The sequence below is a fragment of the Mesorhizobium sp. CNPSo 4661 genome, from assembly GCF_057784215.1.
The window spans coordinates 1-12,010 of the sequence record NZ_JBWGIO010000050.1; the positions used below are offsets into that span (position 1 = coordinate 1).

Here is a 12,010-nt window from a genome sequence, read left to right on the forward strand (position 1 = left end):
CCAGCGTGGTACCTCTTGCCCGGATAACCTTCAATCGTTGCAAACACCACCATGGAATTCATGGCCTCACGCGCAGCCCGGCTGAGGTAGTTCTTCGGCGCGACAAGCTCGATTTGGCCACGTAGGCGGGATTCTTCCGCAGCGATGTGAAGGGCGACTTCAGGGTCGGCCTTAGAAAGTGTCTCTTCAAAAAACCACGCACTTGCATTCATTCCGATCTCCTTTGCGAACAGTATGGCTTCACTTTCACCATCGCGGGATTGAAGTTGTTTTATTGGTTGTTGTTGGGCCGGCGCACGGGATGCTCGCTTGAACGGATCATGGCAGAAACGACTTAGGCCTGGAAATATATACTTGGCGGCTCATCATGCGTTTTTGATATGATAACCACCAGCGCAGCCAAAATCCCCGGTTGCTCTCGCGAGGCGCAAGAGTTTCGCTGCCCCTCCAACTTGAGGACGGGCCTATTGACGGCACTGTCACCGGCGATCCCCGGACAGCGGTCTCCATTTCATCCACAGTCACCCGCTACCGGTTTTACCCGACAAGATGCTTGGTTAAGGTGCAGCGAGCCGGATCCCTCGCCTTACGCAAAAAAATCGAGCTGTGTGCGGAGACATAATCGCGCTTGAAGACGCCATGGGGCTGGATGACGGTTTGACCCGACTTGAACAGTTGGAGCTAGCCGCATGTTGTATGGATTCTGCGGCATTTATTCGCTAACAACGCCGGCATGTTTGTCGTTGAGAGAGTCGCGCGCGGCCACCGCTACCTTTACCTCGTGGAAAGTGTCCGCGACGGCAAAACCGTTCGCCAGCGCATGGCGGTCCGCTGTTGTTCGGAAGGCTGTGGCAGCGGCTCGGGATCGGCGAGGTGCTGGAAGAGGTGCTGGAAGGGCGCGAGTTCGGCTTGGCGGTGGAACGGGCGGTGTTCGTTGGCACGCTGCATCGGCTGTTCGTTTCGGGCTCGGACCGCGACTGCGCGAACTGGATGGCCGATTATGATATCGAGGGCGCCGAGGGTCTGGCGCTCCATCACTTTTACCGGGCAATGGCGTGGCTGGGCGAGGAACTCGGCGAGAAGGCGCAAGGCGCGCTGGTGGCACGCTGCGTGAAAGACGTGATCGAGGAAAAGCTCTTCGCGCGCCGGCAGGACCTGTTCACCGACCTCAGCCTCGTGTTCATGGACACCACGTCGTCGTTGTCCTTCCATGGCGCGGGCGGCGAGAGGCTGGGCAAGCGCGGGCATTCCAAGGACTACCGCCCCGGTCTGGCGCAAATGATCCTGGCGCTGGTCGTTGACGCCGAGGGCCGGCCTATCTGCATCGAGATGGTGCCGGGCAGCACCGCTGACGTGACAGTCCTGATGCCGGTGGTCGATCGGCTTCGAGAACAGATCGAACTGGTATGTCGTGGCATGGCTCGGCATGGACATCTCCCCGATTCGCGTGACAGTCCAATGCTGCGCCCATCTCCGGCAATTGCGATGGGGCGCCCGTGTCGTGGAGCAGATTCGCCAGGGGGCCCAGCGCGGCAAGGTAGACGTGCGGAGCAGTCGTGATGCACCAACTCACGCTGAGGCTCCGATCGAACATCCACCCAGGAACCTCCAGCCAGCGATGCGATACCCGGCCAGAAAGACTGCAGCGGAAAACCTCTGCTTCGTTCTTGTCGATCACTTCATGAATATGGACCTGGCGACCCGCCCAAGGATGCCATGGATAGAGAAGCTCGCGCTCCGGACCGGTCCCGTGGGTGTTCCGTCGCCGAGTTGTATAACGAAATCCACCCACACTCCGCGCTCAAGATGGCTTCCCCTCGGCAGTTCATCAGGGCTATCTCAACCTAAGCCGACTGTCCGGTGAAACGGGGAGCACTCCAGAACCGGAGAACCGGATTAAACAGGACGTGCTCTAGGCTCAGCCGTTCGATGGTAATCCGCGGGGCTTGCGCAAAAGGGAAGACGAGCTATGGATCCGTTTTGCGGCCAAACCCACATGCGGCCAAGGATCGGCATATGAAGATAGATAGATATGGCAGGACCGGGCTTTCTTCGGAATGCCGACGTTTCCCGGTTCAATTCAACACAATACAGTTTTCCGTATGCCATGAAATGGTGACCGGGGTTCCGCCGGCAAGTTGGGTCTGCCCCCGATTCTGCTGCTTGACCGTGATGGTTTCATTCTCGCAGCGAACCGAATAGCGCGTCATCTCGCCCAGAAACAGTGCATCCTCTACGACCCCTTCAAGGACATTTTGGGCATTGGACTTTCCGCCGCGTGGCCTGATATCGACATGCTCCGGCCTGACAAAAAGCCATCCCGCCCCCCCCCCAGTTGCCCTGACAGGCGAGCGATGCCTGCAGGATGGTTGCCGATGACCACCTGGCCCGCGCCGTTTTCGATATGGTCGACGCGGCAGGGGAGAAGGTTGGACTCGCCGACGAACGACGCCACGAAACGGTCTTGCGGACTATAGTAGAGGCTCTTGCTGTCGGCGACCTGAACGAGCCTGCCTTCATTAATGACAGCAACCCGGTCCGACATAGTGAGCGCTTCGTCCTGATCGTGGGTAACGAAGACGACGGTGATATTTAACTCTTTTTGAATGCGCATTATCTCGATCTTCATGTGTTCTCGAAGATTGCGATCGAGAGCACCGAGCGGCTCGTCCATGAGCAGGATGCTGGGATTGAAGACAACGGCGCGTGCAAGGGCAATGCGCTGCTGCTGTCCACCGGAAAGCTGATTGGGGTACCGGTCGCGATACTCAACCATCTTGACCAACTGCAAAGCGCGCAAGACTTTTTCCTCAGTCTCGGCGCGCCCAACCTTCCGCACCGTAAGCGGAAAGGCGACATTTTCGGTCACGGTCATGTGCGGAAAGAGCGCATAGTTTTGAAACACCATGCCAATGCCGCGTTCATAAGGAGGCACATCCACAATGGAACTCGCGCCGAGCAACATGTCGCCGCCACTCGGCGACTCGAAGCCAGCGATCATCTTCAGCGCGGTGGTCTTGCCGGAACCGGATGGACCGAGAAAAGTCAGGAACTCGCCGGGCTCGACATAGAGGTCGAAGTCGCGCACGACGTGGAGCGCGCCATACCATTTCTGGATCTTCTTCATCTCAAGGCTGGTGGACATCAGTGCCTCCGATCGTTCATTTGTTGGCTGAGGTACGGTTTTCGTGCCTCACCCTGATCCACTGGGCCATCAGGATCGTTACAGTGACGAGAACGATGATGAAGGTCGAAGCTGTACTGAGGAGCGGGTCGATCTGATACTTTATGTCGCCCCAGAACTTGATCGGCAGCGTCGGGGTCTGACGTCCGAGCAGAAAGATGCCGACGAGCAGCTCGTCGAATGATGTTAGGAAGGCGAGAAGAGCCGCAGTTAATAACGCTGGCTTAAGGATTGGCAGTGTTATGAGGCGCAGCACTTGGATGGGGCGCGCACCATGTACCGCAGCCGCCCTTTCGAGCGATTGGTCGAAGTTGCGCAACGCTGCCGCCATGACCACGACGACATAGGGCACGGAGAGAAGCACATGTCCGATCACCAGCCCAATGAAACTGCCGAGCACGTGAATGCGGGCTTCGAAGACGTAGAGCGACGTGGCGATGATGACAACTGGAACCATGAGAGGGGAAAGCGAGAAAAGGAAGAGCGACCTCTTGAGGGGCAACGTTGTACGGACTAACCAAAAGGCCCCCATGGTTCCGATAGTCGTCGCCAAGAGCGCAGAAATGATTCCGAGTCTGACGGAGAAGATGAAGGATGCATGCCAGTCCGTCGCCTGTGCCAACTTCGTCCACCATTGCAGTGAGAAGCCCGGAGGGGGAAAGACAACGAAGGGCGACGAACTGAACGAGATGATGATAACTACCACTAAAGGCGCCGTGAGGAAGATGAGTACGAGGATCGTATAGGCCCAAAGCCAGCGAGAATTGCCCGTCAAAAGGGGCTTCGTGAAAATATGAATTATTGTCTCGGCCGCGTTGAGAAGCGGCCGCAACGCCCGCTTCGCACCGCTTAGGGCACGAGGAGCCGCGCTCGGCCTACGGTAGGACAGTTCGACCGTCGACGACGACCAAATCAATTCTAGGGGAATGAACCGGCTTGCAAAGAAAAGAATGCCGACCGTCACCAAAAGGAGCACGATTGATGACGCGTAGCTGAGCTCGAAATTCAGCAGCGTCGTCATTTGAATTACTATCAACTGCGATACCATGGTGTCGCTCGGCCCGCCAAGAAGGGCCGGCGTGATATAGAAGCCTATCGCAACAATGAAGATCAGGATCCCGGCAGCAAAGACACCCGGAAGGGTCATGGGAAAATAGACCCGCAAGAAGGCCTGGACCGGCTTTGCACCGAGAATCTGCGCAGCGCGGGCGAAGTCGTGATCGATCCGCACCATTGACGAAAACATTGTGAAGATCGCCATCGGGATGAACACATGTGTCATACCGATAACGACGGCGAAGGTGTTGTTGAGGAGTGGAAGGGGCTCACTGATAACGCCAAGCCAGATGAGCGTATTGTTGACGACCCCTTGACGGCCTAAGATTATGATCCACGCGTAGGTCCGAATAAGAAAGGCCGTAAAGAGCGGAATGAGAATGAAAACTGTCACGATGGATAAGGCGCGCGACCTGACCTTCGTCAGCAGATATGCAACCGGGTAACCGGCCGCCAGCGACACCAGGGTCACGATCAGTCCAACCCTCAGCGTGTACAATAGGATCTTCAGGTTGGTCTGGTCGGAAAATATGCGCGTATAGTGCGCGAGGTTCAGCTTGGCACCATCGACGCTGCCCCACACGATTATCGACAGCGGAATAACCAGGAAGCCGACCAGGAGGACGCCGAGAGGACCGGCAATGACGCTGCCGCGGATCCAGCCATTTTCCAGTAGCCGGTTTATGAGATCGCGCCTCTTCGCTGGTTGGACCGTGGCCGAACCAGAGGGCTTTCCTGTCGCTACGAGTGCATTCATCTGATCGTCCTTCCTCGCCGCACCTCTCATGACCGGACGGGTTTTTCTTCGACTGCAACCGCCAGCACCGGAGCTCCTTTCGGGATCGAGGGATGCGTCATGCGCCACACAAGCAATCCCGTCTCGGGTGCAGTGACTTCCGCTAACGGCTCGCCGAATAGATCGCGAATCTCGCCAAGATTCTGGCCCTTCTTCACCCGGTCGCCTGGCTCGACCTTGCCATGGAACTCCCCATCGACCGGGCAGTCGACCCAGAGGTAGTCATTGCATGGCACCCGGGCATTTCGGAACGGCGTCAGGGGTGTATGGATGATCCCAAGGGTGCGGGCGATGTTGAGCACTCCTTCGACGTGGAAGGAGATCGCGTTCTCGTCCAGCAGCCCGTTTCCACCCGCCTCCGACATAAGCGCAAGCCGGTTGTGCCGAGCAAAACCTGTGGGAGGGCGCCCGGGCTTGTTCATATAGGCCAAGGGCAGGCCGAGCACGATTTCGGAGTCGAAGCACATTGCCATCCGCCGCGCCATGGCGTCGAGCTCGGGATCATGTGTGTGCTGGAAAATTGCAAATTTGGACACATTTTCCCGCAGGTCACCGCCATGCATATCTATATAACAATCCGCTCTGATGCACCATTCATTCATGATCGCGTCGCACAATGCTTCAGAAAAAGTTCCGTCGCTTTTTCCGGGGAATGTGTAGTTGATGTTCTTTCCATCAATAGGGCAGACGTATTCGGAATACTTATATTGGTCTGGTTGGTTGATCAACGGAATGATCGAGACGGAACCTTCGATCGTATCGGGATCGAACAACCTTTGCAGGCGCACGGCCGCTTCGATGCTGGAGACTTCGTTGACATGGACACCGGCAGATACACAGAGCCGCGAACCTGGTTTTCTGCCGCGAATTTCGCACAGCGGCCAGCTATACCCGACGAGACGAGGATTGCCGAACCGCAGATGCCCGCGGAAAATGCCGGGCTGTCCATACGCACAGCTGTTGCTAGAGGCAGTAATTTCCATTAACTCACCTGCGCCAGTTTTGACAGCCCAACAGCTTTGTCCATCGTCGGGAACGGCGATCGGCCGTGGCAGATGCCGACTGCGAGATAACCATGATCTCCTGCAGATCAAGCTTCACGGAGCGTCGCCCACCAGGGTTGGTTGCAGATGAAGCCAAGAAAGCCCGTAACGATCTTAGCGCCCAGATTGGCGGTTACGCCGGTCCCGACGTCAAGCAGTGGATTGACCTCGACGAAGTCGAAGCCCGCGATCCGATGTCGTTCTGCGATCGCCTTCAGACTTTCCACGAGCTGAGGGAAGGTCAAGCCATCCGGCGTGGCCGAAACACACCCAGGAACGAGGCTGAGGTCGAGCACATCCACATCAATAGTAACATAAACGTCGGAGCCAGCCGGCAGCAACTCTGCGATACCTTGCGGTCCACGCCGCCTGGCTTCTGTCATGCAAATGACCCGGTGACCCTTTGCACGCAAATCCTCGACATGGGATTTGGTCGTACCCATGCCGCGAATGCCCACCTGGGTCAGAGAGAGGCACGTCTTCATTCCCGCAATGTGGCGGAAGGCATGAGAGTTGGTGCGGTTCAGATCCTCGTCGATCTCCGAGTAGTCCTGATGTGCGTCGAACTGGATAACATGTAGCGGCTTCTCGAATGCCTCGAAGATCGGGTAGGAAATGGAATGATCGCCTCCGAGAACTACGGGCAGCAGGCCGGCCTCAACTATCTCGCGAACTCGCTGCGTGATCAGTTCAAAGGTCCGGGCGGCGTTCGCGGGACGGATGTCGACATCGCCACAATCAATGATCAGGCCCCGCTTCAGCTCCTCGCCGAGGTAGGTCTCATCCACGTCCGGATCGTAGAGCGCCTCCGTCGCCGAGAAACGAAGGGAATGCTCACGGATCGCCCGGGGGCCCATGCGTGAGCCCGGCAGGAAGTATGTGCCCTCATCAAAGGGTACCCCGAGTATTCCGATCTTGGCGCCGATGTAGTCGGCGGGCGTCAGAGCGACGCGCTGCCGCATGTAGCTGGGAATCCCGGTATGGGGGCGATTAATCGCCTTCATGGTACTATTTCCTTCAAAGCTGGTTCGACGTGAAGCTCGAACAGAAGGTCGAAACCGCATCGATGACATCTGCGCGAGAATTCGGCGTGACTGCCCTGGTCGTCACGCAGTCCTTGCCGCTGCAGGCCAACTAGAGCCCGCAGCGGAACGGCCTGTTATCGCGACAGCAGCGCAACGCAACCGTCGAGCGCAACATCGTAGTTGGTGCGACCGTCGGCGCCAGCCTTACCCCACCAGTCGTAATTCTGGAAAACCTGTTTCTTGACAAGATCAGGCGCACCGGGAAGGATTTCGCTTATTTCCTTTGGAATGAGTTTGTAGGCCCCCTTGTTCACGGGGCCATAAGATATCGCCTCTGCAAAAGCCGCCTGCGGTTCCGGACGGGAAATATAGGCCAAGAACTTGTATGCGTTTTCTTTGTTTGGAGAGTTCTTCGGGACTATAAAGTAGTCATACTGGAGCAAGGACTGGTTCCATGAAAACGCAAGGGGCGCGCCTTGCTTCTTCGCGGCGAAAATGCGGCCGTTGTAAGCTGCAGCCATGTCGACCTCGCCGTTGATGAGGCTCTGCGGAGCGTCGGCGCCTGCCACCCACCAGCGCCCGACATCGGGCATCAACTGCTTGATTTTGGCGAAAGCGCGATCCGTGTCGAGGGGATAGAGCTTTTCCGGTGGGACGCCGTCGCCCATTAGCGCCCCTTCGAGCAAACCGCCGTCAACAACCTTCTCACATTTTGGCAGGGCCCGCTTTCCTGGAAATTCCTTGACGTCGTAGAAGTCCACCCAATTCTTTGGATGCTTGCCGCTCTCCGGGTACTTGTTGGTGTTATAAGCGATGCCGGCTGAGTACAGGAGCGCTCCGGTGCCATATTCGCTTCTCAGTTGCTCCGGTATATCCGCCAAGGTTTCCTTAGCAAAGTAGGAGTAATCAATCTTGTCTACAGCGTCCTTGCTGACCCAGCTTGAAAGTTGCCCGCCAGCAATCTCGGCGATATCGGCTTCCGGCTGGCCAAGCTGAACTGAAGTCAACAGTTTCGCAAGGTCTTCAGGTATCAGCACTACCTTAATGCCAGTATCGCGCGTGAAAGGATCGAAAAACGCCTTCTTTTGTGCCGCCTCCGTGGTCCCTCCTTGCGATTCGAAAACGACTTCCCCGCTCCCCTTGAGATTGTCGGGGATTGGCTGCGACTGCGCCGCACAAGGCAGCGTCGAAAGCAGGAACGTTGCACACATTGTCAGATTCGTGGTTGTTATTTTCATAGTCGAACTCCCATTGTTTCAGTGAATTGTGACTCTTTATTCTTCTTGTCGGGGCCTGATGATCCGAGCCATAATCAGCGGCATAATCGTCACTATCGCTGCTTACCTCCCTCTATGAAACCATGACAGCAAAATGCGACCGGACCGGTCATCCGAACCATATCGTCGTCAAGAAGCTCGATTCCCAACCTTCCGGCCGGAAGGTGAACTGCTATTGTCGTTGAAGTGACCAGGCCCCGTTTCAGTGCCGCATAGGCAGCAACACATGCGCCGGTGCCACATGCCTTGGTTAATATACCCGGCCGCTCCCAAACTACGAGCCGCAGTGTCTTTTCGTCCAGCACCTCAGCCGCACCCACATTGATGCCCTCCGGGAAGAGAGAAGCGTTCTGCACCGCCGGGGCATATCGCGCCATGTCGAGACCATCGAGCCGATGGACGAAGAAAACGGCATGCGGGTTGCCGATATTGAGGGCGACGCCGTCCTTTAGCGGCCCGCTTTCGATGGGTAAATGGAGAGTATCAGCCCCGCGAGATAAGGGGATCTTGCGCCAATCGATGCTAATCGGTCCAAACGTGACGCTGATCTGCCGCAGCCCAGCCCGGCGGCATTGCAGAACGCCGGATGCCGTTTCTATCCGTACCTCGTCCTTGCCGATCTCCTCGAGCAGCAGATACGCTATGCAGCGTGTGGCATTGCCGCATGCGCCGACTTCCCTGCCATCGATATTGAAAATTCTCATTGCCGCGTAGGCACCCGCATTTAAACCATGCTCGGAAGGCTGCTCTATCGTCAGCAATTGCTCGCCCCCAGCTCCGGTATGGGTACTACATATGCGGACTATGTCTTCAACATCGAAAGCTTTACTGCCGTCGCGCCGATCAAGGATGACGAAGTAATTCTGGAGACCGTGCATCTTAATGAACGGCCAGTGCAGAGCCGATTCAACCTCTGGATGTTGTGAGAGAAAATCGATGTGCTTCATCGCGCTGCTCTCCTAACATTCACACCGACCTCCGTCGCAAGCTCCGTGAGAGGTATTTGCCACTGCGTTTCGTTTTCGAGCGCTAGCAAGGCTTCTGTAGTCTGCCTGCGTCGGATCACACGGAAACGCTGTCCATCGACTAGGATTTCGGGTACGAGATCGCGCGCGTTGTAGGTCGACGCCATTGAGGCACCGTAGGCACCGGCGCAGCCAAAGATAAGGCGATCGCCGGGCCGCAACAGCGGCAGGTCTTCATAGGTGCCGAAGACATCAGAGCTCTCGCAAACCGGGCCAACGATTTGATAGACATGTCGACTTCCCTCACGATCATCTTGCAAGGGCAGAATTGGATGGACAGCACCATAAAGTGCCGGCCGCATGAGGTCGTTCATTCCCACATCAACAATGGCGGTGAGCCGACCGGCAGTCTCTTTGACGTAGAGGACTTCGGTCACGAGAACGCCGGCGGGTCCCAACAGCCAGCGCCCCGGTTCAACGGTTAGCTCGCAGCCCGCGTCGCCGACCGTCTCGCGCACGATCGCTGCGAACTCGCTGACCTCCGGTCCCGTTCCTTGATCGTAACGGATGCCAATGCCACCGCCGAGATCGAGGCGGTGGACAGGCAGATCCTGGGACCGAAGCGACGCTACGAGATCCGCCATGCGAGAATATGCATCTCGATAAGGCGAGAGATCGAGGATCTGTGAACCGATGTGCACAGCGAGCCCCACCACATTGAGTTCCGGCGCGGCAACGGCTTTAGCATAGAGACTTGGGATCGCCTCGAATGCAATACCGAACTTGTCCTCCTTCCGGCCCGTGCTGATCTTGGAATGGGTGCCGGCATCAACGTTGGGATTGACCCGCAGCGCGATTGGTGCGCGCAGTCCGAGGCTGCTTGCCACCGCAATGACGAGGTCGAGTTCCGACGCAGATTCGATATTGATCTGATGGATACCAACCTCCAGCGCGCGGGCAATCTCGGCCCGTCGCTTTCCGACGCCGGAGAAGATGATCATGGAAGCGGAAACACCTGCCGCCAACGCGCGCTCAAGTTCGCCTCCCGACACGATGTCCATACCGCTTCCGAGTTCAGCCAAGAGGCCGAGAATGGAACGATTGCCATTCGCTTTGACGGCAAAGCAAACCGAGGCACGGACGGGCTTGAGCGCGCAAGATAGGGTCCTGTATGCCGTTCTTATCGCGGTCGCTGAGTAGCAATAGAACGGTGTAGCCAAGGCCTCAGCTATCGCACCGATGCGAACATCTTCCATGTGAAGCGCGTGACTGCGATAGACCAGTTGATCAAGTCCCGTGCTTGGGGGGGTCTCAATCGTAGCTATCGGATGTTCGGCCATTTGAGGCTTCCCTGCTGGAGATGCGGCCTTCGTTCTTCGACGGATTCATTTCATAGATTTCCTAGTCTGGAAAATAGCATGCGGTCATGCTTTAATTCACTCTGGATATAAGACCAGAGCGATCGTGCGACTCAGCCAGCGCCAGATAGAGATCTTCAACGCCATCATGGTTCACAAGACGGCTGAACACATCGCAACCAACGGTTAGCCGTGAGTTGCGCGAGTTTGAAAAGCAGCTTGGCTTCGATCTGTTCGACAGGTTCGGGAAGCGGCTGACCCCAACAAGTCAGGCTCAATTGTTGCAGTCGGTGATTGCACGCTCGTTCGTCGGCATGGATGAAATCAGTCGGGTTGCCACTGCGATAAGAGGGCATAACACGGCCCATCTTCGGATCGCTTCCATCCCAGCCTATGCGGAAGCATTTCTGCCGCTCGTTGGCAGTCGCTTTTTGAAGAGCCGCCCACATGTCCATCTTTCCGTTCACTCCCTCGAAGAAGCATCCCTGCAGAATGACCTCACAACCCAGATGTTTGACATGGGTCTGACTGAAGGGAGTTATGACTACGAGGGAGCGAGAAACGAGAGAATCGATGTCGGCGAAGTTTTGTACGTGCTTCCGGCAATAAAGCTCCAACATTACACTCTCTCCATCACGGGCGTGCCAGGGAAATCCTGAGCCAAAGGAGAAAGTGATGAGATATTATGTGGCGGCAAAGCTTACGATCACCGCGGAATTAGCCGCTTCGGGACCGCGCCGCCATATCCAAGACCGACACATAAATGCGGATCCCGGCCCAACGTCTCCTGAACCTGCAGAGCCAGGCCTTGTATCCCGCGACGCATATCGGTCCGGCCGACCGCCAACCAGATCCGCACCTGGCTCGGGACCGGGATCATGAAACGCCCATCGCCTTCACCATCGCCGCCGCCAGTGTCGGTGGCGTGGTCAGCGGAACCCGCAGCCGCATCTTGCCGGCGATCTCCATTTCGATCACCGCCGGCGGCGCCGCCGGCACCGAAGCGGCGACAGGCTCATTGGGAGCCATGACAACTTCGGCAAAGCCCGTCTCGCGGGCTCTCAGCGCGCGGCGCCACTTAGTCCGCCCTGAACAATGGCTAAGCCATTGACGCGGCAGTGGCGCAGCGACGGGAGGAAGTATCCGGTTTGGCGGCGCAAGCAGCGATAGCCAGCAGGACGAGCGCACGCCAAAGCGCCAGTGTGGCGAGGATGAGGCGCTGGCCGGCGGCCACGAGCAGCGCATTGATGGCGTCGCCAGAATGCCCGAGAAGGAAGTTCCGGTCCAGCCGCCCGTCGGTCTTCAT

At 57.2% G+C, this 12,010-nt stretch carries 11 protein-coding genes and 3 pseudogenes; 2 read left to right on the top strand and 12 right to left on the bottom strand.

Annotation, left to right across the window (positions count from 1 at the left end; genetic code table 11):
• A pseudogene (glyA, locus tag AC0YKC_RS33425) lies at nt 1-212 on the bottom strand (serine hydroxymethyltransferase); the annotation flags it as partial.
• A 521-nt stretch (nt 213-733) separates the two neighbouring features.
• Between glyA and AC0YKC_RS33430 the strand changes: the two are divergent.
• Nucleotides 734-1,389, top strand: a pseudogene (locus AC0YKC_RS33430) (IS1634 family transposase); the annotation flags it as partial.
• Between the two features lie 686 nt (nt 1,390-2,075).
• Here AC0YKC_RS33430 and AC0YKC_RS33435 read toward each other — a convergent pair.
• The 8 genes from AC0YKC_RS33435 to lysA form a co-directional block, all read right to left on the bottom strand.
• The gene (locus AC0YKC_RS33435) at nt 2,076-2,288 is read right to left on the bottom strand and encodes a TOBE domain-containing protein (RefSeq protein WP_488514180.1); all 213 of its coding nucleotides are present in this window, start codon (nt 2,286-2,288) and stop codon (nt 2,076-2,078) included.
• Nucleotides 2,234-3,145, bottom strand: a complete 912-nt coding sequence (locus AC0YKC_RS33440) for an ABC transporter ATP-binding protein (protein ID WP_488514170.1) — start codon at nt 3,143-3,145, stop codon at nt 2,234-2,236. The genes AC0YKC_RS33435 and AC0YKC_RS33440 overlap by 55 nt, the downstream gene beginning before the upstream one ends.
• 16 nt (nt 3,146-3,161) lie before the next feature.
• Nucleotides 3,162-4,997: an ABC transporter permease subunit gene (locus tag AC0YKC_RS33445; RefSeq protein ID WP_488514171.1), complete on the bottom strand. Its 1,836-nt coding sequence runs from the start codon at nt 4,995-4,997 to the stop codon at nt 3,162-3,164.
• Nucleotides 4,998-5,023: 26 nt separating this feature from the next.
• On the bottom strand, nt 5,024-6,019 hold the full coding sequence (locus AC0YKC_RS33450; RefSeq protein WP_488514172.1) for a M14 family metallopeptidase: 996 nt from the start codon (nt 6,017-6,019) through the stop codon (nt 5,024-5,026).
• 107 nt (nt 6,020-6,126) lie between these two features.
• Complete coding sequence (locus AC0YKC_RS33455; protein ID WP_488514173.1) at nt 6,127-7,083, bottom strand: arginase family protein; 957 nt, start codon at nt 7,081-7,083, stop codon at nt 6,127-6,129.
• A gap of 155 nt (nt 7,084-7,238) precedes the next feature.
• Nucleotides 7,239-8,342, bottom strand: a complete 1,104-nt coding sequence (locus tag AC0YKC_RS33460) for an ABC transporter substrate-binding protein (protein WP_488514174.1) — start codon at nt 8,340-8,342, stop codon at nt 7,239-7,241.
• Between the two features lie 92 nt (nt 8,343-8,434).
• Nucleotides 8,435-9,328, bottom strand: coding sequence for a diaminopimelate epimerase (gene dapF / locus AC0YKC_RS33465; protein WP_488514175.1), 894 nt, complete (start codon nt 9,326-9,328; stop codon nt 8,435-8,437).
• Nucleotides 9,325-10,686: a diaminopimelate decarboxylase gene (lysA, locus tag AC0YKC_RS33470; RefSeq protein ID WP_488514176.1), complete on the bottom strand. Its 1,362-nt coding sequence runs from the start codon at nt 10,684-10,686 to the stop codon at nt 9,325-9,327. Before lysA ends, dapF begins: the two co-directional genes overlap by 4 nt.
• A gap of 215 nt (nt 10,687-10,901) precedes the next feature.
• Between lysA and AC0YKC_RS33475 the strand changes: the two genes are divergently transcribed.
• Nucleotides 10,902-11,363: a LysR substrate-binding domain-containing protein gene (locus AC0YKC_RS33475; RefSeq protein ID WP_488514177.1), complete on the top strand. Its 462-nt coding sequence runs from the start codon at nt 10,902-10,904 to the stop codon at nt 11,361-11,363.
• A 47-nt stretch (nt 11,364-11,410) separates the two neighbouring features.
• On the opposite strand, the gene tnpB is transcribed toward AC0YKC_RS33475, so the two are convergent.
• The 3 genes and pseudogenes from tnpB to AC0YKC_RS33490 form a co-directional block, all read right to left on the bottom strand.
• Nucleotides 11,411-11,584, bottom strand: coding sequence for an IS66 family insertion sequence element accessory protein TnpB (gene tnpB, locus AC0YKC_RS33480; RefSeq protein WP_488514178.1), 174 nt, complete (start codon nt 11,582-11,584; stop codon nt 11,411-11,413).
• Nucleotides 11,581-11,733, bottom strand: a complete 153-nt coding sequence (locus AC0YKC_RS33485; protein ID WP_488514179.1) for a hypothetical protein — start codon at nt 11,731-11,733, stop codon at nt 11,581-11,583. Before AC0YKC_RS33485 ends, tnpB begins: the two co-directional genes overlap by 4 nt.
• A gap of 70 nt (nt 11,734-11,803) precedes the next feature.
• Nucleotides 11,804-12,010: pseudogene (locus AC0YKC_RS33490) on the bottom strand (IS5/IS1182 family transposase); the annotation flags it as partial.